The organism is Tenacibaculum ascidiaceicola (assembly GCF_047470925.1).
Lineage (GTDB): Bacteria > Bacteroidota > Bacteroidia > Flavobacteriales > Flavobacteriaceae > Polaribacter > Polaribacter discolor.
The window spans coordinates 265,905-292,901 of the sequence record NZ_JAZKJP010000012.1 but is presented as its reverse complement, the minus strand read 5'-3'; the positions used below and the strand labels follow the sequence as shown (position 1 = coordinate 292,901).

Here is a 26,997-nt window from a genome sequence, read left to right as displayed (position 1 = left end):
ACAAAAAAAAACAATAAGTTTAGAATTCTCTTTTTTTATGAATTTAGAAATTCAAATCAATATTTATGATTTTTTTTTATTTTTTTAGTGTTATCAATTGTATTTATTAACGATATGAAAAAAATAACAAGCTTATTATTTCTTCTTTTTATACTTTTATTAGGTATAGGATGTAGCAAAAACTCTAAAAAAACAATAAAAGAGAGTACGGATTTAAAAGATTACGCAAAATATGTAAACCCTTTAATTGGAACTAGTAAAATGGGACATGTTTTTCCAGGTGCAACAGTTCCTTTTGGTATGGTACAATTAAGTCCTCAAACAAATTTTGAGGTAATGTTTGATGAAGATGGGAGGTATAATAAAGAAACATATGAATATTGTGCAGGATATCAATATAAAGACTCAACCATTATTGGTTTTGCACACACAAACTTTAGTGGAACAGGACATGCTGACCTTGGAGATTTTTTAGTAATGCCAACTACTGGTGATTTAGTTTTAGATCCACTAAAAACAAAAGAAAGAACCAAAGGTTTTTACTCTACTTTTTCACATGATACAGAAAAAGCTTCACCTGGGTTTTATGAAGTAAAATTAGATAGTTATAATATTAAAGCTGAGCTTACTGCAAGTGAGCGTGTAGGTTTTCATCAATATACGTTTCCAAAATCAGACAACGTACACATTATTCTAGATTTAGTATACAATGTATATCATCATGATAACAAAAATGTATGGACATTTATCCGCGTTGAAAACGATTCATTGGTAACGGGTTATAGGCAAACTAAAGGTTGGGCTAGAACAAAAAAAGTGTTCTTTGCTATGGAATTTTCTAAACCATTTAAAAGTTACGGACATAAAAAATACAATAAGGAAACCTATGATGGTTTTTATAGAAAATTTAAACAAAATGAAAACTTTCCTGAAATGGCAGGAAAAGATATTAGAGCCTATTTTAATTTTGATACTGAAGAAGGAGAGAAAATTAAGGTGAAATTTGCTTTATCACCTGTAAGTACTAATGGAGCACTTAATAATTTAAATACTGAAATTCCTCATTGGGATTTCAATAAAACAAAAGAAGAAACTAAAAATAAATGGAATAAAGAGCTTAATAAAATCGATGTAGAAACTATTTCAGAAAAAGAAAAAACAACATTCTACACGGCATTATATCACACAAATTTATCTCCCATTTTATATGAAGATGTTGATGGAAAATACCGTGGGTTAGATCAAAATATTTATACTTCAGAAGGATTTACAAACTATACTATTTTTTCACTCTGGGACACCTATAGAGCTTTACATCCACTATATAATGTCACACAACCACAACGAAATAACGACATGATAAAATCTATGTTAGCACATCATGATCAAAGCGTTCATAAAATGCTACCTATTTGGAGTCATTATGCGAATGAAAATTGGTGTATGATAGGTTATCATGCAACATCTGTAATTGCAGATGCGTTAGCAAAAAACGTAGGAAATTTTGATGTAAATCATGCACTTAAAGCTTCAACTAATACAGCTACTGTTAGGTATTTTGATGGAATAGGAGACTATATGGATTACAAATATGTTCCAGAAGATAAAAGTGGTTCATCTGTTTCAAAAACACTAGAATATGCCTACAATGATTGGTGTATTGCTCAAATAGCTAATAAAGTAGGAGATAAGGATGTAGAAAATGAGTATTTAGCGAGAGCTGAATATTATAAAAACGTGTATGATCCAACGATAGGTTTTATGCGTCCTAAGTTATCTAATGGAAAGTTTAGAGAGAATTTTGATCCTATGGATACCCACGGTCAAGGTTTTATAGAAGGAAATGCATGGAATTATGGGTTATACGTACCTCAAAACATTGATAATATGATTGAAATGATGGGAGGTAAAGAAAAATTTAGTAAACAATTAGATGAACTTTTTACTACTGATATAGAAGATAAATATATCGCACATCATGAAGATATTACGAGAGATGGAATTATAGGTAATTATGTACATGGTAATGAACCAGGTCATCATATTCCGTATTTATATAACTGGACAGGGCACCCAGAAAAAACACAACAACGTGTTCGTATGATTATGGATACAATGTATGCAGATACTGTAGAAGGACTATGTGGAAACGACGATGCGGGGCAAATGAGTGCATGGTATATTTTTAGTAGTTTAGGTTTTTACCCAGTAACTCCAGGATCGCCTTACTATGCTTTGGGAAGCCCAAACGTAAAAGAAGCGACTATCCATTTAGAAAGTGGAAAAACGCTTAAAATTATGGCAAAAAACCAAAGTAAAGAAAATGTGTATGTAAAAAGCGTGACCGTTAATGGTAAGAAGTTAGACAACTTTTTGTTAAGCCATCAAGATATTGCAAATGGAGGTAAAATAGTCTTCGAAATGAGTAACAAATAAACAATATAAGTCCCTCGCAAAAAAGCGAGGGATTTTCTTTTATCTTTGTTTGTAACAACTAACGTTACTATGAAAATTATCGATCTATCCAAACCTATTCAGTATAACAAACAAGATCCTTGGTTTATGAAAGTTAAAATAAAACATAAACCACACCATAAAGCAAAATGGCTAATTAGAATACTAGGATTACCATTCAAGCTTTTTCCTAAAAACTTTACAGGATGGGCAGATGATACAATTCAAAAAATGGGAGTACACTCTACAACGCATATTGATGCACCTTGGCATTATTCTCCTACTGTAAATGGTGAAAAAGCAAAAACGATAGATGAAGTGCCGTTAGATTGGTGTTTTGGAGAAGGTATTGTGATTGATATGAAACATAAGGTAGATTTTGACCCGATTACTGTAGAAGATATTCAACAATTCTTAGAAGAAAATCAGCTAGAAATACAACCAAATATGATTGTATTAATTAAAACTGGACGCGATAAATTTAACGGAACAAAAGACTTTCATAAAAAAGGTACTGGAGTAAGTGCAAAAGCAACTGAGTGGTTGATTGATAAAGGAATTAAAGTGATAGGAATTGATGCTTGGGGATGGGATTTACCACTTCCGTACATGATTCAAAAAGCAAAAGAAACTAATAATTCTGAATTGTTTTGGGAAGGGCATTTAGTAGGACAAAACAAGGAGTATTGTCATATGGAACAATTGGTAAACTTAGATGTATTACCGTTAACTGGATTTAAAGTAGCGGTATTTCCGTTAAAAATTGTAGGAGCTTCTGCTGCACCAGCAAGAGTGGTTGCTATGTTAGAATAAAAAACGATGAAAGATATTAACTTCATATTTTTACTATTAGCTTTAGTAGCTGAAGTTATTGGAACAATAGGAGGCTTTGGATCATCAGTTTTCTTTGTTCCTTTAGGAAATTTTTATTTCGATTTTTATTCTGTTTTAGGGCTTACAGCTATTTTTCACTTGTCGAGTAATGTGAGTAAAATATTTTTGTTTAAAAAAGGATTAGATAAGAAGTTGTTGATAAACATCGGAATTCCTTCTGTCGTTTTTGTGATTTTAGGAGGAGTATTATCAAAGCATCTAAACAGTACATATTTAGAAATATTTTTAGGACTGTTTTTAGTTGCATTTAGTGCATTCTTCCTAATTAAAAGTAAGTTTACTATTTCTCCAAACAGAAAAAATGCTATTGTAGGAGGTTCTTTTTCAGGATTTTCTGCTGGATTGTTAGGCACAGGTGGAGCCATTAGAGGTTTAACTATGGCAGCTTTTAATTTAGAAAAAAGTGTGTTTATAGCAACTTCGGCTTTTATAGATTTTATGATCGATTTTTCAAGAACATTTGTCTACTACAACAACGGTTATATTCATGACCATGATTTAAAATATGTGCCTTTTTTATTCGTAATAGGGCTAGTAGGGTCATTTTTAGGAAAGAAAATATTAGCATATATACCACAGTCAAAATTTAGAAAACTATCGTTGTCTTTTATTCTATTAATTGGAATAGTTACAATTGTACAATTAGTGTTGAGGTAATTAAGTACTTAGTTAGTTTTATATTTTAATCATGTTATTTATAAAAATAACGCAACCTTTTATATAAATAAACATCTAAGTATTAAAAGGTAAACCAAAAAAAATGAAAAATAAAATTTTACTTTTATTAGTAGTTAGTCTTATGTTCTCATGTAGTAATAATACAGAGGGTTTAAAAACAGAATTGATAGGAAAATGGAAATTAATTGAGGTTTTAGCAGATCCAGGAGATGGTAGTGGAACTTTTGAACCTGTTAGAAGTAATAAAACGATTGAATTTAAAAGTAATGGAACATTAACAACTAATAATTCTTTATGTGATCCATACTCAGATGAAATGATAAGTTCAGGAACCTATGAAAATAATATTATAACTACTGGTTGTCAGGACCCTAATATAGCTACGATTTTTTTTGAATTAAATAATGAGTTTTTGATTTTAAACTTTATTTCTAATGAAGGATATTCTCAAAAATTCGAAAAGATGAATTAGATTTCTAATTATATTTCACCTTACGTATAATTCGCATAGCCTCTTTATATTTTATGTAGGTGGTTTTATCTTCTAGATTTTTGATATAATTTTTTGCTTTTTTTAGTTGTTGAGGAGCATTTTCAAATCCGTTTAAATAGCAGATTAAGTAGGAGGTAGGTAATCGATACACATCTTCATGTTCAATAACCGAAAGCGGCTTTTTTCTCACAATCTTAGAAACAATACTATTGTTATTGTTGTAAATGAGTTGTAAAATATCGTTATTATATTGAGGAGCTTCAAAAAGAAATTCTGTAACAATGTCATGCTTTCCGTTATCTTTAAAATTGATAATCGTTTTTTCTAACGGATAACTTTTTTCACTCTTATCAATTCCTAAAACAATGTATTCAGTAATAATAAACGATTGTTCGTTGTAACTAATTTGCACATCATCTAATGCAGAAAAAAATAAACGAACTTGCTCGTTTACTAATTCAATATCAACTCGCGTAAAAAATTCTTCATTATTTATAATCTTCTTTTTACCTGCCCAACAGAGCACAAATTGTTCTTTAAATACCTTGTATTGCGGATTGTATTCTGGCTTATGTTTGTCTATAAAATCAAAAACACCATCGAGAGTTAATTTGATATTGTTACTAGCATTTTTTTCAATAGCTTCAACAATAGCTTTATTGTTGTTTTTAATAATAAAGTTTTTCTCAGTAGGCATAGAGTTGCTACCTCTACGATAAAAAATTGTACCTCTACGATACTTCCACGCATTTTTAGATAAAGAGGTAATTAATTTAGTAGGATAAATAGTTACTAAGCCAATTACTTTATGACGTTGCAAACGAGGAAAAGGAACATTCTCGTATTCTATTTTTGGTGGGTTATTCAGATAAGCATTTACCAAATTTTGGATTTTACTATCATCGTAAAAATCTACACCAATAATTTTATTTTCTTCATCTTCAATACCAATAACAATATAAGAATTGTTGTTAGGGTTAGAATTAGAAAGAGCACAAACATGTTTTATAAACTTAGCTTTTCCTTCTTTAGAGCCTAAGGATAACTTTTGTTTTTTATCATAGAAACTATTCTCATCGTTATGAGACAATAAATTTTTAATCAAAAGCCGTTTGTTAATCACAACTTAAGCATTTTTGTTTACTATAGTTGCACTAGCTTGTGCTGTAGGATATACGATTAAATCTTCAATATTAACATGGTAAGGACGTGTAACTACAAAGTGAATAATATCTGCAATATCTTCAGGTTGCAATGCTTTGTAGCCTTGATATACAGTTTTGGCTCTTTCAGAATCTCCTTTAAAACGAACGTCAGAAAATTCAGTTTCTACCAACCCAGGATGAATAGCGCTTACGCGAATATTATGTTGGTTTAAATCAATACGCATTCCCTTATTTAAAGCGTTTACAGCAAACTTTGATGCACAATATACATTTCCATTAGGGTACACATCTTTTCCTGCAATAGAACCAATATTTACAATAAAGCCGTTGTTACGCTCTACCATTTGAGGAATAATTGCTTTTGAAACATATAAAAGACCTTTTACGTTTCCGTCAATCATAGCGTCCCAATCTTCAATATTTCCATTTTGAATGCTGTCTAATCCATGAGCATTACCAGCATTGTTAATAAGAATATCAATATGTTTAAATTCATCAGGTAAACTATTGATAGCATTTTGTACTTCTTCATTATAACGAACATCAAACTGAAGTATATGTACTTTGGTAAATTGTGATAGTTCTTGTTGAAGCTTTTGTAGCTTTTCTATACGTCTACCACAAATAATTAAGTTAATGTTATTCTTAGCAAAAAGTTGAGCGGTTGCCTTACCAATACCTGAGGTTGCTCCTGTAATTAAAGCAGTTTGTTGCATGGTGTTTTGTTTTGTATAAAGGTAAAGTTTTTTATGTTAAGCTACTATTATAAAATGAAAAACCGCCCCTTGCGGAGCGGTTCCTTTTAGTTGGCTACTACACCAACCAAAAATCAACTAACCAAACTTTATTTTTATTTCCTTTTCGGAACTGTTTCTCTTTCTATTTTAGTACGCTTTCTACCACTATTTCTTACAGCTGGTTTAGCAGTACTTGTTTTTTCTCCTTTTAGATACTGTATAAATCCTCTTCCAGAAAAAACATATGTTGTTTGTGAACTAACATGGTATAACCTTATTGTTTCGTCATTTATAACGGTTAAATCAAACTCTTCAGTATCTCCGTTATCATAATTAAGTGTTAAATATTTTAAATTTTCTTCACCCTGAACATCACGAACTATATAGCTCCCTTCAAAGTCCCAATTAATGTAATCAACATTTGTGCCAAAAGGGTCGTGAGACGAGTAGAATGTTACATCATTTTCAGGAGTAAACTGTAAATAATTTTCATAATCAAATGGGTTTTCAACACCATTAAATCTTTCAGTTCTTTCCCAAGCTTCAAACTCTTGTAAAAAATACTCAATATTATCGTAGAACAACATGTCATAATCAAAAGTGTTTACTTGGTAACCTACTAAATAATAACTGACATTCTGAGATAAATCATCAATTCTAATTTCATTACTAGAAAGTTGTACTACATCAAATTCAAAATAACCATCTACATCATGACGAGTTTCTAAAACGGTTCCGTATGTACCATAGTTACCTACAGCTATTCCAAAACCATTTCCTGTTTTACCAATGTCTACAATATTGTTATTTGCATACATAGTTCCGTTTAAAAAAGAAATAGTAAAAGCTCTTGATAAAAAAGGAACTTCGCCACTACCTGTTGTTCTGTGATAATCCACATACCATAAATCATAACTTGAAATATATTCGTTTAATGAAAAACCATCATCCACAATTTCATTTCTTACAACACACGACGTAAGTGTTACACTACTAATAAGTAGTACTAAAAGTAATTTTATACGTTTCATAAGCATTCGTTTTATGGTTATGCTTATAAGTTTTCAAATTACGTGCCAAAAATAAAAACACCTCAAAAAAGAGGTGTTCCAAACTATTTTATGCTAAGATTTTTATTGCATAAAAACCTTATCTTTTTTTACAATGTTTTCTACTTTAACGTAGCATGTTTCCTCTCCTTTTATATAAGAAATCATTGCTTCATTCTCTTTTAACTCAAAAGGAAATTCTTCTGTAGGAGTATTAGGGGTATTTCCAAACTCTTTTTTAGGATCCGCATGTAAAATGATATCTTTTCTATCATTAGATGAGGTTTTATAACGTGCAGCGATATATTGTTTATCGTTATGTTGCTCAACAACAGCTTCAGTTATCTTGTTTTGAAAGTATACTTTTTGAAAATTAACAGGTTTTTCAGCAGTAAAATTAATAATCAAGTTAGTAGAGTTATAACTACCTTTTACACCTCCTGTTACATGAGAATAACTTGCTGATTCTATTTTGAAAGGGTGATTATTTTCCATTTTTACACTTGCGCATTTCGTAAAGCTTAAAGCTAAAATTAAGATTCCAATTAATTTCATAGAGTTGTTTTTTAATGTTTAAATTTAGACATTCAAGGAGTGTGCCAAGTCACAAATATAATCAGATTTATATGATATTGAATTTCAGTTACTGGGAACTAAAAGAATGGTTTACAAATATTGATTTTACTGTAGTAGGAAGTGGAATTGTGGGATTAAATTGTGCGCTACAGTTACGAGAAAAATACCCCAAGGCAAAAATTCTAGTTTTAGAAAAAGGAATGTTACCACAAGGAGCTAGTACTAAAAATGCAGGTTTTGCTTGCTTTGGGAGTTTATCAGAATTAATCGATGACTTACAAACACATACAGAAGAAGAGGTTTTTAACTTGGTAAAAAAACGATGGGAAGGATTACAGCTTTTAAGAACTACGTTAGGTGATAAAAACATCGATTTTCAACAAAATAAAGGTTATGAATTGTTTTTAACAAACGAGTTATATGAATCTTGTTTGTATAAAAAAGAAACAATTAACAAGCTTTTACAACCATTATTTAATTCAGATGTTTTTACGGTAGATTATAATAAGTTTAGCTTTCAAAACATCCATAAAAACTACATAACCAATCAATTTGAAGGCCAGATTGATACTGGTAAAATGGCTGCAAAGTTGTTAGAAAAGGTATTGTCTTCAGGAATAAAAATTATTAACAACATTCAAGTTGAAAAATTTATTGAAAGCAATGAGCAAGTAGTGGTTGAAACAAACCAAATTACATTTAAGACAAAAAAGCTATTTATTGCTACTAATGGTTTCGCAAATCAACTTTTGAATGAAAATGTGAAACCAGCAAGAGCGCAAGTATTAATTACGAAGCCAATTAAAAGCCTGCATATTAAAGGAACTTTTCACTTAGATAAAGGATATTATTATTTTAGAAATATTGATAATAGAATTTTGTTTGGAGGAGGAAGAAACCTTGATTTTAAAGGGGAAGAAACGACTGAATTTAGACAAACTGCACTTATTCAAAACAAGCTAGAAGAAGTCTTAAAGACAACAATTTTACCAAATACTAAATTTGAAATAGAGCATCGTTGGAGTGGAATTATGGGTGTTGGAAATCAGAAAAAAACTATTGTAAAACAGCTTTCAAATAATGTGTTTTGTGGAGTTCGTTTAGGTGGAATGGGTGTTGCCATTGGAAGCTTAGTAGGGAAGGAGTTAGCTGAACTTGTGGATTAATGATAATGATGTTTATATGGGTAAAATAAAAATTAAAGAGGAATTATATAAACAATGTGAGTTGTTTGTAAACAAACGTTTACAAACAGTAGAAGAAACAATTACCTCTCATCAAAAAGCTTTGCAATCTGAAACAAAAAGTTCAGCAGGAGATAAGCATGAAACTGGTAGAGCAATGCTACAGTTAGAAATGGAAAAAGCAAGTCAACAACTTAGTGGAATTGCTCAAATGAAAGAAACACTAGCTAAAATTAATACAGATATAACTTCAAAAGTAGCCCATTTAGGTAGTGTGGTTACAACTACCTCAACTGTTAATTATTTTATTAGTGTGAGTGTAGGGTTGTTAATAGTAAAAGAGAAAAAATACTTTGCTGTTTCTCCGTCGTCACCTATAGGAAAGTTAATTTTAGGGAAAAAGGAAGGAGAATCTTTTGAGTTCAATGGAGCAAAAAACACCATAAAAGAAATTTTTTAGAAAAAAGGTAGGGTAAAATAAAAGTTACTTGTTTTAGTTCTGGAAAGGTTGTTATAACCAGAACAGAAAAAGAAGCTATAATACACTTTTATCTTTTGGTGTTTAGACGGTAAGGGTGTATTTTTTTTAGAAAAATAATTTATTTTAAGATAGTTGAGTAATAATTATTGAGATAGTTATTATTGGTTTAAACAGTCTCTTTTAACTTAAAAGAGACTGTTTTTTTATGCTCAATATTTTCAAAGTGATTTATAAAAATTGATTGGTTATTGTATGTAACTTCTATTAACCAGTACCCACCTTTAAAGTAAGATTTCAACACAGTTCCTTCTAGTTTTGATTTTTCTTTAGTAATCTCAAGTAAACTAGGGTAAAGTAGTAATGTTTGTTTGTTAATAGTAAGCTCATTTACGTCATCAAACAAAGAAGCAATGTATTTTTCCTTCGGATTTTTATATAGGTTTGAAGGGCTATCATGGGCAATAATTTGATGATTACGAATAACCATCATAGTATCAGCAAAAGAAAGTGCATCATTCCCGTCATGTGTTGCTACAATACAAGCAATATTTTTCTTTTTTAAATATGCAAATAGTCGTCTTCTTAACGAGTTCTTTTTAAAGTTATCTATTTGACTAAAAGGTTCATCTAACAATAATAATTCTGGTTCTTTAGCTAAGGCTCTAGCAATAGCTACTCTTTGTTGCTGTCCACCACTTAAGTTTTTAACTTTTTCGTTTGCCAATTCGGTCATTTCAATAACTTCAAGAAGTTCTTTTGTTCTTTCTTCAGCTTCTTTTGGGTAAAACCTAGATAAAAACTTCTTAATATTTTCACTTACTGATGTAAAAGGCATCAAATCAAAATCTTGTGCGACATATTTAAAAAAATCCATTCCTGGAACTAAATGATGCTCAGGACCTAAAATTTGAATATCATTCCAAAATAAATCTCCTTTATCAATATCAATTAGACCATATACAATTTTTAAAAGAGTAGATTTTCCACATCCGCTTTCTCCCATTATACATAAATGTTCTCCTTTATGTAAAGTAAAATGGATGTTTTCTAAAGTTTTTTCTTTTGATGGATAGGTAAATGAAATATTGTTTACTTGTAGCATAGGTGCAAAAATACATAAAGGACTAAGATAAATTATAAACATGATTTTTCATTTCAAGTTTCTCTCTAAACATTCTTTTTTTAAGAATTAGACCTAGGTATATTTGTTATAAATGGAATGAAAAGTTTTTTTTAAAAAAATGCAATAGAAAAGAAAAAGTACGTCTTTATAATTGAGGAGCTCAAAGAAAGCCTGTAAATGAACCAAGAAACGGAAAATAAAAAGAAATTAAAAGCCTTTTTTGATAAAGAATATGGTGCTCTTAAGTCTTACGTTGGAACTAAAATTAAACAAAGTATTCATCAAGATGCAGAAGATATTATTCAAGAAGTTGCTTTAAAGTTGTTTTCTGGAGTAAGTGGAAATTCACCTATAAACAATGTAGCTAGCTTTGTTTATAGATCCTTAAAAAATAAAATCATTGATAATTTAAGAAAAAAGAAATACGAATCTTCTGCTTCAGATATTGATGAAATGAAACTGATTGAATTTACAGAGGTTTTATATGGATCACCTGATAATGCATATTCTGAAGTAATGAAAAAGGAGCTAGAACTAAAAATAATGAATCTTAAACCAGTATATAAGGAAATAATTATAGCTATTGATTTTGAAGGATATACATACAAAGAACTATCGGAAGAACTAGAAGTACCTGTTGGAACATTAATGTCAAGAAGACATAGAGCGTTAGGAATTCTACTGAGAAAAATTGAAAACAAAAAATAAAAATAAAAAATGGAAAATTTGTTTAAAGAACGAAGAGATGGAGAGTCTCCAGGAATATTTATAGGAAGAATAATATTCGGAATAATTGCAGTTTTAGTGTTAGCAATACTTTTTGGGTATGCAATTATGTGGCTTTGGAATAACCTTATGCCAGATATTTTTGGGTTACCAGTTATTAACTACTGGCAAGCAGTAGGGCTATTTATTTTAGCTAAAATTTTATTTTCATCTAGTGAATGTGGAGGAAAACATAAATCGAAGAAATATTCAAACAAAAGAAGAAAACACAAATTTAAATCACATTTTGAAAAGAACTGTAAAGGAAATTTTTCAGATTGGGAGCATTATGATAGGTTTTGGGAAGAAGAAGGTAGTGAAGCTTATCGAAAATATGTAGACAAATTAAATAAAGAAACGGAACAAGAATAAAAACCAGTGAGTTATGAAACTATTTATCTATGGAACCGATATTGACACAAAGAAGAAAGAAGAATCTATACGTCAGTTATTTAATCAAGATAATAATATAATTAATTTATCAATTGATCTTGAAGATGTTGATAATGTTTTAAGAATAGAGGCAACAGATATTACAACAGAAGCTGATATTATAAATAAGGTAAAAGAAAAAGGGTTTAACTGTATGGAATTAGCAGATTAAACATAAAAAAACCGACATTATTAATGTCGGTTTTTTTTAAGCGCTTCTTTCTACGTAGCGTATAATACTTTTTGCTACATCTTTCCCAGTAGCTTTTTCTATACCTTCTAAACCAGGAGAAGAATTAACTTCTAAAATTAATGGACCTCTATCTGATTGTAACATATCTACACCAGCGATACCTAATTTCATGGCTTTTACAGCTTTTAAAGCAGCGTTTTCTTCTTCATCAGTTAATTCTATAATTTCTGAAGTTCCTCCTCTATGTAGGTTTGATCTAAATTCTCCTTCCTTTCCTTGACGCTTCATGGCTCCAACAACAACACCATCTACTACAAAAACACGAATATCTGCTCCTTTAGCTTCTTTGATATACTCTTGAACAATTACACGAGCTTGTAAACCATTAAAGGCCTCTATAACGGATTCAGCTGCTTTTTTGGTTTCAGCTAACACAACACCTAAACCTTGTGTTCCTTCTAAAAGCTTAACAATCAAAGGAGCACCACCAACTTTTTTAATAATTTCAGAGGTGTCTTTTGAGTAATTAGTAAAAACGGTTTTTGGTAGCCCTAAATTCGCTCTAGAGAGTACTTGTAAACTACTCAGCTTATCCCTAGATCTAACTAAGGCTTGAGATTCTACTGCAGAAAATACTTTCATCATTTCGAATTGACGTACAACAGCAGTACCATAAAAAGTAACTGAAGCACCAATACGTGGGATAATAGCATCAACATCGGTTATTAGCTCATGATTGTATACTATAGCAGGCTTCTTTTTTTCAATTATAAGATCACATTTGGTATGATCTAATACGACCATTTCATGACCTCTTTTTTCGCCTGCTTCTACTAAGCGTTTGGTTGAATATAATTTTGAGTTTCTAGAAAGAACAACAATTTTCATTTTTTATATTTCTTTTGAAGTGATGTTTTTTTGTGAAACATCCACAATAAATTTTTTGTTTAAAAATTTTCTACCAATTAATACAGGGTAATTCATTTTACCTCTATCTGATAACGATAACTTTATTTTATATTTTTTACCATAAAAAACAGCAGATGTGGAAACAACATATCTTTTTTGTTTTTTTCCATTTGAGCTTCTTATGCTTTTAACTTTATACTTTGTTGTATGGAGCAATTTATTGTTATATTTTTCTGTTTTTGGGCACAATAATATAAACTCTAATACACCATCCTTTTCTTCAATATGTTTGCAATGTATTGCAGAAGTATAGGCTCCTGTATCAATTTTTACTGGTAAATCTTCTATTTCCCAGTTTAAAAAGGATATTTTTTCAATCCTTCCAATTAGTCTCATTCTTTTAAAAATTAAGGAGGGCGAATTACTTACTATTTTTTCAAATACACAATACTTGTTGTTAATTTTTGAAAATAAAAAAACCAGCGTGAAAACGCTGGTTTAAAGGTACTTATTTTTTAGCTGAATTTACCAAATTCTTACACGATCTTCTGGTTTTAAGTACATTTTATCACCTTCTTTAACATCAAATGCTTCATAGAAAGCATCTACGTTTTTAAGAGGCATATAAGCTCTATACTGCCCTGGAGCATGAGGGTTTGTCATGATTAAGTTTTTCAATGCTTCATCACGCATTTTAGTTCTCCAAATAGTTCCCCAAGAAAGGAAGAAACGTTGTTCAGGTGTAAATCCATCAATGTTTTCAGGACGACCATTCTTTTCTAAGAAAATTTGTAATCCTTCATAAGCAGCTTGTACACCACCTAAGTCACCGATATTTTCACCTAACGTAAATTCACCATTTAAGTTCATGCTATCAATAGCAACGATATCGCTATATTGCTTGATTAATTTACTTCCAGCTTCTTTGAATTTTTCAGAATCTTGTTCTGTCCACCAGTTTTTTAAGTTTCCGTCACCATCAAAACGAGCACCAGAATCATCAAAACTATGAGAAATTTCGTGACCAATAACAGCTCCAATTCCTCCATAATTTACAGCTTCATCAGCTTTGTAGTTATAGAAAGGAGGTTGTAAAATTGCTGCTGGGAATACGATTTCATTGTTTACAGGGTTAAAGTAAGCGTTTACTGTTTGAGGAGACATTCCCCACTCAGTTCTATCCACTTCTTTACCTAACTTAGCCATATCTTTTTCAAAGTTCCATTTACGAACGTTTACGGCATTGTCAAAATATGTACCACCTTCATCTAATCCTTTAACAAGTAAAGCTGAGTAGTCTTTCCATTTATCAGGGTATGCAATTTTAACAGTTAATTTGTGTAATTTTTCTAAAGCTTTTTCTTTAGTTTCAGCACTCATCCAAGGTAATTGCGCAATACGTTTTTCAAAACCTAACATTACGTTATCAATCATTTCCTTAGCTTTTTGCTTCGCTTCAGGTGGAAACTTTTCATCTACATATAATTTACCTAAAGCCTCACCAATAGCTCCATTTAAGTTTGCTAAAGCACGCTCGTTTCTTGGGCGTTGTTGTTTAGCACCACGCATTTCTTTGCTATAAAACTCCCAATTAGCTTTTTCTAAATCAGTAGATAATAAACCTAATGAGTTGTTAATAGCATTCCAACGTAATGATAATTTAACCGTTTCAATAGGACTATTCTTAAGAACATCATTCATTGCTTTGAAGTAACCTGGATCTGTAACAATAATCTTTTCAAGACCTTTAGAACCATCTAAACCTTCAAGATCAACACCAATTCCTTTTAAATGAGCTTTCCAATCAATTACAGGAGCTAATTCAGTTAATTCAGCAAGAGTCATTGGGTTGTAAATTTTACGAGTATCTCTACGTTCTTCTTTTGTCATTCTAGGTTCAGCTAAACTCTTTTCAAAAGCAACAATAGTTGCTGCATTCTTTTTAGCTGTAGCCTCGTCATCACCAAACTCTTGTAACATTTTAGCTACAAATACCTCATATTTTTCAAGTTTGTCTTTTACCTTTTCATCCACGTAGTAATCTCTTGATAAACCAAGTCCACCAGCTCCCATGTAACCAGCATTCATACTACTGTTCTTAAGGTCGTTAAACACGCCAAAACCATAAAAACCAGCACCTCCATAAGGAGCCATGTTAGTAATGAATGTTTGTACGTCGTTTAAATCTTTAATTTCTTCAATTTTTTCAAGAAAAGGTTGTACTGGAGCTTTACCAGCTTTGTTTCTAGCTACGGTATCCATAATGGTTTCGTAGTAGTTTACTGCTTTTTCTTGGTCAGAATCTATTTCTTTTCCTTCAGCATCTTTTACTTTTGGGAAGTTACCTTCTTCAATAGCTTTATTTAAAATAGCTAATACATCTTTGGTAGTAGTTTTTCTTAACTGATTAAAACCTCCCCAAGAAGTTTCGTCAGCTGGAATTTCAGTATTGTCAATCCAAGAACCGTTAACATATCTAAAGAAATCATCGGTTGGTTTAACCGAAGTATCCATGTTTTCTAAAACAATTGCCTGTACTTTTTCTTCAGGCTTTTTGTCTGTTTTACACGCAACAACCCCTAAAGAAGCAACAGCAGTAGTAAACAGTACTTTGTGAATGGTTTTCATTTTTAATGTTTTTTGAATGAGTTTTAATTTTAACAAACTACCTCGAGATTTTGTCCCGAGGTAGTAAATTTACTCTAATAAGAGTCTGTTTTTATAAAAATGTTACAGTTTTTAACTTTTTATTTTAGATTTTGGAGCATTTGGTAATGTTTCAAATCCCATGTTAAATAAAGTAAAACCAAAAATATCAGCATACTGTTCAATAGTTTTTGCTACAGGAGTTCCTGCCCCGTGACCAGCATTTGTTTCAATTCTAATCAAAACAGGATTGTTCCCTTGTTGTTTTTCCTGTAATTCAGCAGCAAACTTAAAACTGTGAGCTGGTACAACACGATCGTCATGATCTCCTGTTGTTACCATAGTTGCAGGATACTGAGTACCTTCTTTTACATTATGTACAGGTGAATATCCTTTTAAGTATTCGAACATTTCTTTACTCTGCTCAGAAGTCCCATAGTCATATGCCCAACCTGCTCCTGCTGTAAAGGTGTGGTAACGTAACATATCTAATACTCCAACTGCAGGTAAAGCTACTTTCATTAAATCAGGACGTTGAGTCATAGTAGCACCTACCAACAAACCTCCGTTAGATCCTCCTCTAATAGCTAAGTAATCAGATGAAGTATAGTTTTCTTTGATTAAGTATTCAGCAGCAGCAATAAAATCATCAAATACATTTTGCTTTTTTAATTGCGTACCTGCATCGTGCCATTTTTTACCATACTCTCCACCACCACGTAAGTTAGGTACAGCGTATACACCACCTTGTTCCATCCAAACAGCGTTAGCAATACTAAAACTAGGAGTTAAGCTTACATTGAATCCACCATAACCATATAAAATAGTAGGGTTTTTACCATTTAACTCTAATCCTTTTTTATAGGTAATAATCATAGGAACTTTTGTTCCGTCTTTTGAAGTATAAAATACTTGCTTACTTTCATAGTCATCTGCATTGAATGAAATAGCAGGTTTCCAGTATAATTCATAAGTTCCATCTTCTGGATTGAACTTGTATGAAGAACTTGGAGTATTGTAGTTGGTAAAAGAGAAATATAATTCTTTTGCATCTGCTTTTCCTCCAAAACCACCTGCAGAACCTACACCTGGTAATTTTACTTCACGGATTAATTTTCCATCAAAATCATATTGTAATACTTTAGAAACTGCATCTACCATATACTTTGCAAAGAAATATCCAGATCCTGTTGATGGAGATAATACATTTTCAGTTTCAGGAATAAAATCTACCCAGTTTTCTGGTGTTGGGTTTGCAGCATCAACAGTAACAATTTTCTTGTTAGGTGCATTTAAGTTGGTTACTAAGTATAACCTACTTCCTTTACTATCAATAACACCAGTGTCGCTATCAAAATTGTTAATGATTGGTGTTAATTTGCTATTAGGATCTGTTAAATCCTTAATAAATAACTTGTTTCCTGAAGTTGAGGTTGAAGCAGATACAAATAAGTATTTGTTATCCTCTGTTAAATATCCACCAACATAACGGTGTTTTTCTTCTGGAGTAGCTCCAAAAATAACTTCATCAGAATTTTGAGGAGTTCCTAATTTGTGGAAATATAATTTATGTTGATCTGTTTTTGCAGATAACTCACTTCCTTTAGGTTTGTCGTAACTAGAGTAGTAAAAACCTTCGTTTCCTCTCCAAGCAATTCCAGAGAATTTTACATCTACTAAAGTATCTTCTTTAATTTCTTTGGTTTCTGCATCCATTATAATTACCTTTCTCCAATCACTTCCTCCTTCAGAAATTGAATAGGCTACAATTTTTCCGTCTTTGGTAAAACTTACCGAGCCTAATGATGTAGTTCCATCTTCAGCAAACGTATTAGGATCTAAGAAAACCTCTTCTTTACCATCTTTATCCTTTCTATATAAAACATATTGATTTTGTAACCCGTTGTTTTTATAAAAATAAGTATAATCACCTTCTTTAAATGGAGTTCCTACTTTTTCGTAGTTCCATAACTCAGATAAACGATTTTTTAATTGTTCACGATATGGAATTTTGTCTAGGTAATCGAAAGTAACTTCGTTTTCAGCTTTTACCCAAGCTTCAGTTTCAGTACTTCTATCATTTTCTAACCAACGATAGTTATCGGTTACTTTAGTTCCAAAATATTCATCTACAACAGGTTTTTTAGTTGTTTCAGGGTAGTTCACACTAATATTGTTTTTAGGTTGCTTTTCTTCTTTACAAGAAACTAAAATTGTTCCTGCACAAATAATGGGAAGAAGGATTTTTCTCATGATTAAAAAATTGGTTAATTGGATCAAATTTATAAGAAAAAGGCTCATAGTCATTTATTTTAAGATGATTTTAACAAAAACACCCTTGTAAATCTATTGAAATAAAAACGACTACCTTTACATAATTATAATATAATAAGCATGACTGAAAATTTAAACAAAGAAGCTTTTTTAAAAAAGGTTTTTAACTATGAAGAAAATAAAGAATGGAAGTTTGAAGGAGAATTACCTGTAATAATTGATTTTTATGCCGATTGGTGTGGACCATGTAAAGCACTTGCTCCTGTTTTGGAAGAATTAAGTACAGAGTATGATGGAAAAATTAATATTTATAAAATAGATACAGAAGCAGAACAAGAATTAGCAGCTGCTTTTGGAATAAGAAGTATTCCTTCTATGTTATTTTGTCCTGCTAACGATGATCCTCAAATGGCTCATGGAGCATTACCAAAAAAACAAATTGAACAGATAATTGAAGATGTTTTAAAGGTTACGAAGTAACTCAAAAAAACAAAAAAATAAAGGTTTAAAAAGTGACGCATTTTGTGTCACTTTTTTTATGCTGAAACACAAAATAAGAAACTCAGTGAGTATCACTTATCAAGCGTTTTTTTTAATTTTAAAGTATTGATTTATAAGTTTTTGTAAATACTCAAAAATGTTGTAAATTGAAGAAGAAAAAGTAATTTGTTAAAAACTTCAAGGGATTTGTGAATAAGTATAGCTTTCAGAATTTAGCAAATTTTCCAATCTTTGTTTCTATACTCAGGGAATAAAAATAACACACTAAAAAGAGCTTAAAAAGCATGGCATCGATTGAACCAATTTTACAAGAAAATAAAGACAGATTTGTAATTTTTCCAATTCAACATAATGACTTATGGGAATGGTATAAAAAGCAACAAGCTTGTTTTTGGACTGCTGAAGAAATTGATTTACATTCAGACTTAACAGATTGGAATTCTAAACTAACAGACGATGAGCGTTACTTTATTAAGCATGTTTTAGCATTTTTTGCTGCATCTGATGGGATTGTAAACGAAAACTTAGCAGAAAACTTTGTAAATGAAGTTCAATATTCAGAAGCAAAATTCTTTTATGGTTTCCAAATCATGATGGAAAATATTCATTCTGAAACGTATTCATTATTAATTGATACATACATTAAGGATGAAGAAGAGAAAGATAGATTATTTAAGGCAATTGAAGTTTTTCCAGCAATTAAAAAGAAAGCAGATTGGGCATTAAAATGGATCGAATCTGATTCGTTTGCTGAGCGTTTAATTGCTTTTGCCGCAGTTGAAGGAATTTTCTTCTCAGGTTCTTTTTGCTCAATTTTCTGGTTAAAGAAACGTGGATTATTACCTGGATTAACATTCTCAAATGAGTTAATTTCTCGTGATGAGGGTATGCACTGTGATTTTGCTGTACACTTACATAATAATCACTTAGTAAATAAAGTGCCAAAAGAAAGAATAAGAGATATTATTATCTCAGCTTTAGATATTGAAAGAGAGTTTATTACCGAATCTTTACCTGTTAGTTTAATAGGTATGAATGCAACGTTAATGACGCAATATTTAGAGTATGTTACTGATAGACTACTTTTAGAATTCGAATGTGAAAAAGAGTATGGGTCTACCAATCCATTTGATTTTATGGAAATGATTTCATTGGAAGGAAAAACTAACTTCTTTGAAAAAAGAGTATCAGAGTACCAAAAAGCTGGAGTAAAATCTGGTGGTACAGGAAGCATCAGCTTTGATGCAGATTTTTAGGAACCAATAAGCTGCTATTTCCCCTACATGCAGTATTACTCAGCTAGAGCACTTTTTTCAGTGTTTTAGCGTTATAATCGTTTCAAAAGAAACAAACTAGTATTAACATTTTACATGTTGTCATAAACAACTATGTTTTGGCGACGCTATTAACCAAAAAAACAATATCAATATGTATGTAGTAAAAAGAGACGGCAGAAAAGAGCCTGTGATGTTCGATAAAATCACAGCAAGGGTTAGAAAAATGTGTTATGGATTAAACAATATTGTTGATCCAGTAAAAGTAGCAATGCGTGTTATTGAAGGACTGTATGATGGGGTAACTACTTCTGAATTAGATAATTTAGCAGCTGAAATTGCTGCGACAATGACAACTGCGCATCCTGACTATGCGAAATTAGCAGCTAGAATTGCCGTATCTAATTTACATAAAAATACCAAGAAATCGTTTTCGGATACAATGACCGATTTATACGAGTACATTAATCCACGTACTGGAAATAAAGCTCCCTTACTAGCAGATGATGTGTATAAAATTATCATGGATAATGCTGATAAATTAGATTCAACAATTATCTATAGCCGTGACTTTAACTACGATTATTTTGGTTTTAAAACATTAGAGCGTTCTTACTTATTAAAATTAAACGGAAACATTGTTGAACGTCCGCAACAAATGTTAATGCGTGTTGCTATAGGTATCCATAAAGAAGATATTGATGAGGCAATTGCTACATACGAATTAATGAGTAAAAAATATTTTACCCATGCAACACCAACGTTATTTAACTCAGGTACGCCAAAACCACAAATGTCATCTTGTTTCTTACTACAAATGCAAGATGATAGTATTGATGGAATTTATGATACTTTAAAACAAACAGCTAAAATTTCACAATCAGCTGGAGGTATTGGGTTATCTATTCACAATATTCGTGCTACTGGAAGTTATATTGCAGGTACTAACGGAACTTCGAATGGAATTGTACCTATGTTACGTGTATTTAACGATACAGCTCGTTATGTAGATCAAGGAGGAGGAAAGCGTAAAGGTTCATTCGCTATGTATTTAGAGCCTTGGCATGCTGATATTTTTGATTTTTTAGATTTGAAGAAAAATCATGGTAAAGAAGAAATGCGTGCACGTGATTTATTCTATGCTATGTGGATTTCAGATTTATTCATGAAACGTGTACAAGAAGATGCTGATTGGACATTAATGTGTCCACACGAATGCCCTCATTTATACGATACCTATGGTGAAGAGTTTGAGCGTTTATATACAAGTTACGAAGCTGCTGGAAAAGGAAGAAAAACTATTAAAGCACGTGATTTATGGGAGAAAATCTTAGAATCACAAATTGAAACAGGTACTCCGTACATGTTATATAAAGATGCAGCAAACCGTAAGTCAAATCAAAAGAATTTAGGAACAATCCGTTCTTCAAACTTGTGTACAGAGATTATGGAGTATACTGCAGATGATGAAGTAGCAGTATGTAACTTAGCCTCTATAGCAATACCAATGTTTGTTGCTGAAGATGAAAATGGTAATAAGTTCTTTGATCACAAAAAGTTATTTAAAGTAACTAAAAAGGTTATCAGAAATTTAGATACGGTAATTGATCGTAATTATTATCCAGTAAAAGAAGCAGAAAACTCAAACTTCCGTCATCGTCCGGTAGGATTAGGAATTCAGGGGTTAGCGGACGCTTTTATCATGTTACGTTTACCATTTACTTCAGAAGAAGCAAAGAAATTAAATCAAGAAATTTTTGAAACTTTATATTTTGCTGCTGTAACCTCATCAATGGAAGTAGCTAAAACTAAAGGAGCTTATTCAACTTACAAAGGATCTCCAATGTCACAAGGAGAGTTCCAACACAATATGTGGGGAATTAAAGATGAAGAATTAAGTGGTCGTTGGGATTGGGCTAAGTTACGTAAAGATGTAAAAAAACATGGAGTTCGTAACTCGTTATTAGTAGCGCCAATGCCTACAGCATCTACTTCTCAAATCTTAGGAAACAACGAAGCGTTTGAACCATACACTTCTAATATTTACACACGTAGAGTATTATCAGGAGAGTTTATTGTAGTAAATAAGCACTTATTAGAAGATTTAGTAGAATTAGGTTTATGGGATAACAATATGAAAGAGGATATTATGCGTGCAAATGGATCTATCCAACATATTGACATAATTCCTCAAGAACTAAAAGATTTATACAAAACAGTTTGGGAAATGAGTATGAAAGATATTATCGATATGGCACGCCATAGAGGATACTTTATTGATCAATCTCAATCGTTAAACTTGTTTATGAAAGACCCTGACTATGCGAAGTTAACTTCTATGCATTTTTATGCTTGGAAATCTGGATTAAAGACAGGAATGTATTATTTACGTACAAAATCTGCTGTAAATGCGAAGCAGTTTACGTTAAATGTAGAAAAGAAAGAAGAAGATAAGCCAATGAGCCCAGAAGAATTTAAGGCGATGGTTGAAGCTTCTAAAGAAGCAGGTCCAGATGATTGTTTAATGTGTGGGTCTTAATTAGAATTAAATTAAAAGTGATAAAGAGAAGTCGAAAGGCTTCTCTTTTTTAGTATTTTCGAAAAAAATTTTTTTACTCATAATGATGAACTGGGAACAACTCCTTTCTTTAAAGCGTTTTGGTGATACTCAAAAACGTGAGCGAGCAAAACAAGACGAAACTCGTTTGGGTTTTGAGGTAGATTTTGATAGAATTATATTTTCATCGGCTTTTCGTAGTCTACAAGACAAAACACAGGTAATTCCATTATCAAAAACCGATTTTGTCCATACACGTTTAACGCATAGTTTAGAAGTATCAGTTGTAGGGCGTACGTTGGGACGAAGAGTAGGTAAAGAGCTGTTAGAACGTCATCCACACTTAAAAGAATTAGGGTATACTTTTAATGATTTTGGTGCAATTGTAGCTGCAGCATCGGTAATGCATGATATAGGAAATCCGCCGTTCGGACATTCAGGAGAAAAAGCCATTGGAGAATACTTTAAAACAGGAAAAGGGCTTCAGTATAAAGATCAATTAACTGATTCGGAATATCAAGATTTAATAGATTTTGAAGGAAATGCCAACGGGTTTAAAATTCTTACAGAAAACAGAGAAGGAGTTCAAGGTGGCTTGCGCTTATCGTATGCAACTCTAGGAGCTTTTTTAAAGTACCCTAAAGAGAGTTTACCAAAGAAACCAACTAATCATATAGTAGATAAGAAATACGGCTTTTTTCAGTCAGAAAAAGATGCTTTTTTAGATGTAGCTCAAGATTTAGGGTTATTAAAAAAAGAATCTGAAGGAATTTCTTATTACCGACATCCATTAGCGTATTTAGTAGAAGCGGCAGATGATATTTGTTATACAATTATCGATTTTGAAGATGGAATCAATCTAGGTTTAATCGAAGAAGATTATGCTTTAGAGTATATGATTATGTTGGTAAAAGATGCTATTGATAGCAAAAAATACCATTCATTACAACACACTAAAGATCGGGTAAGTTATTTACGAGCTTTAGCCATAGGAGTATTAATTAATGAAGCAGTGACTATCTTTTTAGATAATGAAGAAGCCATTTTAAAAGGAACATTTGATAAAGGATTGTTAGATAAGTGTAAATATGAAGCTCAGATTAATGATATTATTAAAATAAGCGTTGATAAAATTTACAGAAGTAAAGAAGTTGTTGAAAAAGAAGTAGCAGGATATAAAATTATTGCAGATTTATTAGATGTTTTTGTAACAGCTTTAAATAATAAATTTGATAGTAGACAATCTAATTATGATAAGTTAGTATTGAATTTAATTCCACAAGAGTATCAACAAGAAAAAGAAAGCCTATACGATAGAATTATGCAAATCTCTAGCTACGTCGCAGGTTTATCAGATGGATATGCTATTCGTTTGCACAGAAAAATAATGGGAAATATTAGTTAGTTATGAACTTCATAAAATAAAAAAGAGATGCTATTTAGCATCTCTTTTTTATTTTATATAATTATTTTTTTAGTTGTTTCTCAGCAATTTTTTCAAGCTCATCATACCAATTTTGTCCAAATTTTCTAATTAAAGCTTGTTTTACAAATTTGTATACAGGAACACTCAACTCTTTTCCTAAAGAGCAAGCATCGTCACAAATTTCCCATTTGTGGTAGTTTACAGCTGCAAACTCACTATAATCTTTTACACGAACAGGGTACAAATGACAAGAAACAGGCTTTTTCCAATCCACAATACCTTGGTTATATGCTTCTTCAATGGCACATAGGGCAGTGCCCTTATCATCAAAAATAACATAGGCACAATCAGCATCATTAATTAAGGGAGTTTCTAGTTCACCAAAATCACTAGTAACCCAAGTACCTTGCTTTTCAATTGCTTCAATTCCTTCTTTTCGTAAAAACGGTTTTATCTTAGGGTAAATTTCCTCTAAAATTGTTGTTTCCTCTTTTTCAAGGGGTGCACCTGCATCACCATCTATACAACAAGCTCCTTTGCATGCAGATAAGTTACAGACAAACTCTTTTTCTATAAGGTCTTCTGAAACTATTGTTTTTCCTAATTGAAACATAATTTGTGTTTAAAATTGGAAGTTTGCATTAACTTCCCGTAAATTTAAATGCAAAAATACTAGATTGTAACATTACTTATATAATTTTGCACGCGAAAATATATCAACTATGGACTTTAACTTCAAAGAAATTTTTACTGCCTTTATGGTATTGTTTGCGGTAATTGATATTGTTGGAAACATTCCTATCATTATTGATTTACGTAAAAAAGTAGGACACATTCAATCAGAAAAAGCTTCTGTAATAGCAGGATTTATTATGATTCTGTTTTTATTCTTAGGACAGCGACTATTAAATTTAATAGGTATAGATGTACACTCATTTGCAGTAGCAGGTGCATTTATTTTATTTTTTCTAGCATTAGAAATGATATTAGGAATTACTCTTTATAAAGAAGATGATGAAGAAGCATTAAGTGCAACGGTTTTTCCGTTAGCATTTCCATTAATTGCAGGCCCTGGTAGTTTAACAACATTACTTTCATTACGAGCAGAATTTAATCTTGAAAATATTATTGTAGCTGTTTTATTAAACGTAATTGTAATTTATATTGTGTTAAAAACATCTAGTAAGATTGAAAAAGTAATTGGGCCAAATGGAATTAAAATTATTAGAAAAATATTTGGTGTAATTTTATTAGCTATAGCAGTTAAATTATTTGCAGCTAATTTTAAAATGTTGATAGCGTAATATGATTTTTGATGTACTTATTGTAGGAGGTGGAGTATCAGGAATGCAATGTGCCTTAGTTTTAGGTTCTGCACTTACTAAAGAATATGCTAAGGGTAAAAAAGTAGGTATTATAATTCATCAGCGTTCTTCTCATTTGCAAGATGCGCTTTTTAACAATGTTCTTGGGTTAGTTCCTGGAACTTTAGGAAAAGATATTTTAGAGGAGGGTAGAGGTCAGTTAGAAGAATTATACCCTGAAGTATCTCAAATTGAGAATGAAAAAGTAATAGCTGTTTTTGAAGAGGAAAATAAGTACAAAGTTATTACAAACAAAAAAGAATATTACAGTAAAAATGTAGTTATTGCGCTCAATTACTCTAAACCTTTTGATATAGCAGGATTAGAACAATATGTAGAACGTCATATTCGTGCAAATGCAATGAAGGATAGAATACAACTACGTAATTTTAATCACTTAATTAAAGAAGGACTATATGTCTGCGGAACTTTAGCTGGTTGGAGAAGTCAGTTTGCAATAGCAGCCGGTAGTGGAGCAAGTGTAGCGACAGATATTTTAACTATATGGAATGATAATGTACCTACCAAAGTACATGATAAACATAAAAAAGACTAATTATTTAATATAAATCATGAAGAAAGTAATAGTAGTAATAGCAATGTTAGCATTGTTTATTAACTGTGGGGGAAGTGACAGTGAAGTTGTACCAGCTGAAGATAAAGTTGTAGCTGTTGATGATTCTTTTGAAGCAGAAGAAAATACAGCGACTGTATTGCCTAGTTTTTTAGTAAATGATACATATACATCTGGAAAGGTAAAAATTACTTTTGAAGCTTCCTCAGCAAGAAACGGGGTTATAGTAGAAGAGAATAATACTTTTAAATATACACCAGCAAAAGATTTTGTGGGTAGAGACTCTTTCAAATATACTATTTGTAGTACAACTTCAACAAGTAACTGCTCTTCCGCGACAGTAATTATTGATGTGATTGCTTCTGCTAATGGAAATTCAGGAAGTTTCAATATCCCTTCTGAATTATCAGAATATTATAAGGATGTAGATTTCACTTTAACAGGAAGTTCTTTAAAAGATGTTTTAGCCACTGAAATTATAGATAGTCATACTACCTTCTTAGACTATACACCAGGTATTTGGAATGTATTAAAACAATCAGATTTAGATCCTACAGACAATACTAAGGTGGTTTTAATTTATGGTTATGACGATACAGATGGTAATTATGTAACAGATAGAACTCGTAGTAAAGACGCAAATGGCGGAAATACAGGAGACTGGAATAGAGAGCATGTGTTTCCAAAATCACTAGGAACGCCTGATTTAGGTACATCTGGTCCAGGAGCAGATGCACATCATTTAAGACCATCAGATGTGAGTTTTAACTCTCAAAGAGGAAATAAACTATTTGCTACTGGTTCTGGAAATGCAGGAGATGTTTCTGGAAACTGGTATCCAGGTGATGAATGGAAAGGTGATGTAGCACGTATGATGATGTATATGTACTTACGTTATGGTAGTCAATGTTTACCAAAAAATGTAGCTGTAGGATCTGTTGTAGCGTCAGATAGTAATATGGTTGATTTGTTATTAGAGTGGAATGCTCAAGATCCTGTTTCAGATTTAGAAATACAACGAAACAATATTGTTGCTAATGAACAAGGAAATAGAAACCCATTTATTGATAACCCTTACCTAGCTACAGTAATTTGGAGTGGTAATGAAGCTGAAAATACTTGGAAATAAAGTATAAGTAAAATTAAAGAAGCAAAAGCCTGAGTATATACTCAGGCTTTTTTGATTTAATAATAGATAGTCCCCCACAGATTATCATATTGTAATCATTAGCGACAAATGTATCTTC

General features: G+C 31.4%; 26 protein-coding genes. 16 read left to right on the top strand and 10 right to left on the bottom strand.

The genetic code is table 11. The features are described 5' to 3' along the window. The first annotated feature begins 114 nt into the window (after nt 1-114). The 4 genes from VBY68_RS13425 to VBY68_RS13410 all read left to right on the top strand — a co-directional run bounded on the left by VBY68_RS13425 (nt 115) and on the right by VBY68_RS13410 (nt 4,498). Nucleotides 115-2,436, top strand: coding sequence for a GH92 family glycosyl hydrolase (locus VBY68_RS13425; RefSeq protein WP_415270015.1), 2,322 nt, complete (start codon nt 115-117; stop codon nt 2,434-2,436). 69 nt (nt 2,437-2,505) lie between these two features. Then, entirely contained in the window at nt 2,506-3,267 is a 762-nt protein-coding gene (locus tag VBY68_RS13420) for a cyclase family protein (protein ID WP_415270014.1), read from the top strand. Between the two features lie 6 nt (nt 3,268-3,273). Continuing rightward, nucleotides 3,274-4,005: a sulfite exporter TauE/SafE family protein gene (locus VBY68_RS13415; protein ID WP_099214959.1), complete on the top strand. Its 732-nt coding sequence runs from the start codon at nt 3,274-3,276 to the stop codon at nt 4,003-4,005. Nucleotides 4,006-4,108: 103 nt separating this feature from the next. Next, nucleotides 4,109-4,498 carry a hypothetical protein gene (locus VBY68_RS13410; protein WP_124587922.1) on the top strand — a complete coding sequence of 130 codons (390 nt, stop codon included), beginning with the start codon at nt 4,109-4,111 and terminating at the stop codon, nt 4,496-4,498. A 4-nt stretch (nt 4,499-4,502) separates the two neighbouring features. On the opposite strand, the gene VBY68_RS13405 is transcribed toward VBY68_RS13410, so the two are convergent. The 4 genes from VBY68_RS13405 to VBY68_RS13390 form a co-directional block, all read right to left on the bottom strand. Further along, nucleotides 4,503-5,642: an ATP-binding protein gene (locus VBY68_RS13405; protein WP_415270013.1), complete on the bottom strand. Its 1,140-nt coding sequence runs from the start codon at nt 5,640-5,642 to the stop codon at nt 4,503-4,505. 3 nt (nt 5,643-5,645) lie between these two features. Beyond that, on the bottom strand, nt 5,646-6,401 hold the full coding sequence (locus VBY68_RS13400) for an SDR family NAD(P)-dependent oxidoreductase (protein ID WP_121146494.1): 756 nt from the start codon (nt 6,399-6,401) through the stop codon (nt 5,646-5,648). Nucleotides 6,402-6,535: 134 nt separating this feature from the next. Next, the gene (locus tag VBY68_RS13395) at nt 6,536-7,453 is read right to left on the bottom strand and encodes a hypothetical protein (protein ID WP_415270012.1); all 918 of its coding nucleotides are present in this window, start codon (nt 7,451-7,453) and stop codon (nt 6,536-6,538) included. A 102-nt stretch (nt 7,454-7,555) separates the two neighbouring features. After that, the gene (locus VBY68_RS13390) at nt 7,556-8,026 is read right to left on the bottom strand and encodes a hypothetical protein (RefSeq protein ID WP_415270011.1); all 471 of its coding nucleotides are present in this window, start codon (nt 8,024-8,026) and stop codon (nt 7,556-7,558) included. Nucleotides 8,027-8,103: 77 nt separating this feature from the next. On the opposite strand from VBY68_RS13390, the gene VBY68_RS13385 reads away from it, so the two are divergent. Then, nucleotides 8,104-9,213, top strand: coding sequence for an NAD(P)/FAD-dependent oxidoreductase (locus VBY68_RS13385; protein WP_415270153.1), 1,110 nt, complete (start codon nt 8,104-8,106; stop codon nt 9,211-9,213). A 16-nt stretch (nt 9,214-9,229) separates the two neighbouring features. Next, nucleotides 9,230-9,691, top strand: coding sequence for a 3-oxoacyl-ACP synthase (locus VBY68_RS13380; RefSeq protein WP_415270010.1), 462 nt, complete (start codon nt 9,230-9,232; stop codon nt 9,689-9,691). A 187-nt stretch (nt 9,692-9,878) separates the two neighbouring features. On the opposite strand, the gene VBY68_RS13375 is transcribed toward VBY68_RS13380, so the two are convergent. Further along, on the bottom strand, nt 9,879-10,814 hold the full coding sequence (locus tag VBY68_RS13375; protein WP_415270152.1) for an ABC transporter ATP-binding protein: 936 nt from the start codon (nt 10,812-10,814) through the stop codon (nt 9,879-9,881). A gap of 198 nt (nt 10,815-11,012) precedes the next feature. On the opposite strand from VBY68_RS13375, the gene VBY68_RS13370 reads away from it, so the two are divergent. The 3 genes from VBY68_RS13370 to VBY68_RS13360 are packed head-to-tail and all read left to right on the top strand — an operon-like array spanning nt 11,013 to nt 12,204. Further along, nucleotides 11,013-11,543: an RNA polymerase sigma factor gene (locus VBY68_RS13370; RefSeq protein WP_124587930.1), complete on the top strand. Its 531-nt coding sequence runs from the start codon at nt 11,013-11,015 to the stop codon at nt 11,541-11,543. Between the two features lie 9 nt (nt 11,544-11,552). Next, nucleotides 11,553-11,972: a hypothetical protein gene (locus VBY68_RS13365; RefSeq protein WP_099214967.1), complete on the top strand. Its 420-nt coding sequence runs from the start codon at nt 11,553-11,555 to the stop codon at nt 11,970-11,972. Between the two features lie 13 nt (nt 11,973-11,985). Then, complete coding sequence (locus tag VBY68_RS13360) at nt 11,986-12,204, top strand: hypothetical protein (protein ID WP_273694137.1); 219 nt, start codon at nt 11,986-11,988, stop codon at nt 12,202-12,204. Between the two features lie 36 nt (nt 12,205-12,240). Here VBY68_RS13360 and rimK read toward each other — a convergent pair whose 3' ends face one another. From rimK to VBY68_RS13340, 4 genes are all read right to left on the bottom strand, one after another. Further along, nucleotides 12,241-13,113 (bottom strand): 30S ribosomal protein S6--L-glutamate ligase, encoded by an 873-nt coding sequence (gene rimK, locus VBY68_RS13355; RefSeq protein WP_099214969.1) that lies wholly within the window; start codon nt 13,111-13,113, stop codon nt 12,241-12,243. 3 nt (nt 13,114-13,116) lie between these two features. After that, nucleotides 13,117-13,530: an ATP-dependent zinc protease family protein gene (locus VBY68_RS13350; RefSeq protein ID WP_099214970.1), complete on the bottom strand. Its 414-nt coding sequence runs from the start codon at nt 13,528-13,530 to the stop codon at nt 13,117-13,119. 129 nt (nt 13,531-13,659) lie between these two features. After that, nucleotides 13,660-15,762: a M13 family metallopeptidase gene (locus VBY68_RS13345; protein WP_415270009.1), complete on the bottom strand. Its 2,103-nt coding sequence runs from the start codon at nt 15,760-15,762 to the stop codon at nt 13,660-13,662. A 111-nt stretch (nt 15,763-15,873) separates the two neighbouring features. After that, complete coding sequence (locus VBY68_RS13340; protein WP_415270008.1) at nt 15,874-18,033, bottom strand: prolyl oligopeptidase family serine peptidase; 2,160 nt, start codon at nt 18,031-18,033, stop codon at nt 15,874-15,876. Between the two features lie 141 nt (nt 18,034-18,174). On the opposite strand from VBY68_RS13340, the gene trxA reads away from it, so the two are divergent. The 4 genes from trxA to VBY68_RS13320 all read left to right on the top strand — a co-directional run bounded on the left by trxA (nt 18,175) and on the right by VBY68_RS13320 (nt 23,791). Further along, nucleotides 18,175-18,534 carry a thioredoxin gene (gene trxA / locus VBY68_RS13335; RefSeq protein ID WP_099214973.1) on the top strand — a complete coding sequence of 120 codons (360 nt, stop codon included), beginning with the start codon at nt 18,175-18,177 and terminating at the stop codon, nt 18,532-18,534. A gap of 305 nt (nt 18,535-18,839) precedes the next feature. After that, a complete protein-coding gene (locus tag VBY68_RS13330) occupies nt 18,840-19,811 on the top strand; it encodes a ribonucleotide-diphosphate reductase subunit beta (RefSeq protein ID WP_099214974.1) in 972 nt (323 codons plus the stop codon). 172 nt (nt 19,812-19,983) lie between these two features. After that, complete coding sequence (locus VBY68_RS13325) at nt 19,984-22,368, top strand: ribonucleoside-diphosphate reductase subunit alpha (RefSeq protein WP_124587934.1); 2,385 nt, start codon at nt 19,984-19,986, stop codon at nt 22,366-22,368. A gap of 85 nt (nt 22,369-22,453) precedes the next feature. Further along, nucleotides 22,454-23,791: a deoxyguanosinetriphosphate triphosphohydrolase gene (locus VBY68_RS13320; RefSeq protein WP_415270151.1), complete on the top strand. Its 1,338-nt coding sequence runs from the start codon at nt 22,454-22,456 to the stop codon at nt 23,789-23,791. 61 nt (nt 23,792-23,852) lie between these two features. Here VBY68_RS13320 and VBY68_RS13315 read toward each other — a convergent pair whose 3' ends face one another. Then, complete coding sequence (locus tag VBY68_RS13315; protein ID WP_099214978.1) at nt 23,853-24,425, bottom strand: DUF3109 family protein; 573 nt, start codon at nt 24,423-24,425, stop codon at nt 23,853-23,855. 109 nt (nt 24,426-24,534) lie between these two features. Between VBY68_RS13315 and VBY68_RS13310 the strand changes: the two genes are divergently transcribed. Genes VBY68_RS13310 through VBY68_RS13300 form a run of 3 tightly spaced genes read left to right on the top strand, consistent with a single transcriptional unit; the run spans nt 24,535 to nt 26,879 of the window. Next, entirely contained in the window at nt 24,535-25,116 is a 582-nt protein-coding gene (locus tag VBY68_RS13310) for a MarC family protein (protein ID WP_099214979.1), read from the top strand. Nucleotide 25,117: 1 nt separating this feature from the next. After that, complete coding sequence (locus VBY68_RS13305) at nt 25,118-25,732, top strand: FAD-dependent oxidoreductase (RefSeq protein WP_273694134.1); 615 nt, start codon at nt 25,118-25,120, stop codon at nt 25,730-25,732. Nucleotides 25,733-25,748: 16 nt separating this feature from the next. After that, complete coding sequence (locus VBY68_RS13300) at nt 25,749-26,879, top strand: endonuclease (RefSeq protein WP_415270007.1); 1,131 nt, start codon at nt 25,749-25,751, stop codon at nt 26,877-26,879. Nucleotides 26,880-26,997: the final 118 nt, after the last annotated feature.

What these genes read in the sequence shown, in the direction of transcription:
- VBY68_RS13360 (WP_273694137.1), top strand. Translation starts at nt 11,986, where the DNA reads ATGAAACTATTTATCTATGGAACCGATATTGACACAAAGAAGAAAGAA.
- VBY68_RS13350 (WP_099214970.1), bottom strand. Translation starts at nt 13,530, where the DNA reads ATGAGACTAATTGGAAGGATTGAAAAAATATCCTTTTTAAACTGGGAA.
- VBY68_RS13420 (WP_415270014.1), top strand. Translation starts at nt 2,506, where the DNA reads ATGAAAATTATCGATCTATCCAAACCTATTCAGTATAACAAACAAGAT.
- VBY68_RS13415 (WP_099214959.1), top strand. Translation starts at nt 3,274, where the DNA reads ATGAAAGATATTAACTTCATATTTTTACTATTAGCTTTAGTAGCTGAA.
- VBY68_RS13320 (WP_415270151.1), top strand. Translation starts at nt 22,454, where the DNA reads ATGAACTGGGAACAACTCCTTTCTTTAAAGCGTTTTGGTGATACTCAA.
- VBY68_RS13305 (WP_273694134.1), top strand. Translation starts at nt 25,118, where the DNA reads ATGATTTTTGATGTACTTATTGTAGGAGGTGGAGTATCAGGAATGCAA.
- VBY68_RS13395 (WP_415270012.1), bottom strand. Translation starts at nt 7,453, where the DNA reads ATGAAACGTATAAAATTACTTTTAGTACTACTTATTAGTAGTGTAACA.
- VBY68_RS13300 (WP_415270007.1), top strand. Translation starts at nt 25,749, where the DNA reads ATGAAGAAAGTAATAGTAGTAATAGCAATGTTAGCATTGTTTATTAAC.
- VBY68_RS13330 (WP_099214974.1), top strand. Translation starts at nt 18,840, where the DNA reads ATGGCATCGATTGAACCAATTTTACAAGAAAATAAAGACAGATTTGTA.
- VBY68_RS13410 (WP_124587922.1), top strand. Translation starts at nt 4,109, where the DNA reads ATGAAAAATAAAATTTTACTTTTATTAGTAGTTAGTCTTATGTTCTCA.
- VBY68_RS13345 (WP_415270009.1), bottom strand. Translation starts at nt 15,762, where the DNA reads ATGAAAACCATTCACAAAGTACTGTTTACTACTGCTGTTGCTTCTTTA.
- VBY68_RS13380 (WP_415270010.1), top strand. Translation starts at nt 9,230, where the DNA reads ATGGGTAAAATAAAAATTAAAGAGGAATTATATAAACAATGTGAGTTG.
- VBY68_RS13340 (WP_415270008.1), bottom strand. Translation starts at nt 18,033, where the DNA reads ATGAGAAAAATCCTTCTTCCCATTATTTGTGCAGGAACAATTTTAGTT.
- VBY68_RS13370 (WP_124587930.1), top strand. Translation starts at nt 11,013, where the DNA reads ATGAACCAAGAAACGGAAAATAAAAAGAAATTAAAAGCCTTTTTTGAT.
- VBY68_RS13315 (WP_099214978.1), bottom strand. Translation starts at nt 24,425, where the DNA reads ATGTTTCAATTAGGAAAAACAATAGTTTCAGAAGACCTTATAGAAAAA.
- rimK (WP_099214969.1), bottom strand. Translation starts at nt 13,113, where the DNA reads ATGAAAATTGTTGTTCTTTCTAGAAACTCAAAATTATATTCAACCAAA.
- VBY68_RS13425 (WP_415270015.1), top strand. Translation starts at nt 115, where the DNA reads ATGAAAAAAATAACAAGCTTATTATTTCTTCTTTTTATACTTTTATTA.
- trxA (WP_099214973.1), top strand. Translation starts at nt 18,175, where the DNA reads ATGACTGAAAATTTAAACAAAGAAGCTTTTTTAAAAAAGGTTTTTAAC.
- VBY68_RS13365 (WP_099214967.1), top strand. Translation starts at nt 11,553, where the DNA reads ATGGAAAATTTGTTTAAAGAACGAAGAGATGGAGAGTCTCCAGGAATA.
- VBY68_RS13390 (WP_415270011.1), bottom strand. Translation starts at nt 8,026, where the DNA reads ATGAAATTAATTGGAATCTTAATTTTAGCTTTAAGCTTTACGAAATGC.
- VBY68_RS13375 (WP_415270152.1), bottom strand. Translation starts at nt 10,814, where the DNA reads ATGCTACAAGTAAACAATATTTCATTTACCTATCCATCAAAAGAAAAA.
- VBY68_RS13310 (WP_099214979.1), top strand. Translation starts at nt 24,535, where the DNA reads ATGGACTTTAACTTCAAAGAAATTTTTACTGCCTTTATGGTATTGTTT.
- VBY68_RS13325 (WP_124587934.1), top strand. Translation starts at nt 19,984, where the DNA reads ATGTATGTAGTAAAAAGAGACGGCAGAAAAGAGCCTGTGATGTTCGAT.
- VBY68_RS13400 (WP_121146494.1), bottom strand. Translation starts at nt 6,401, where the DNA reads ATGCAACAAACTGCTTTAATTACAGGAGCAACCTCAGGTATTGGTAAG.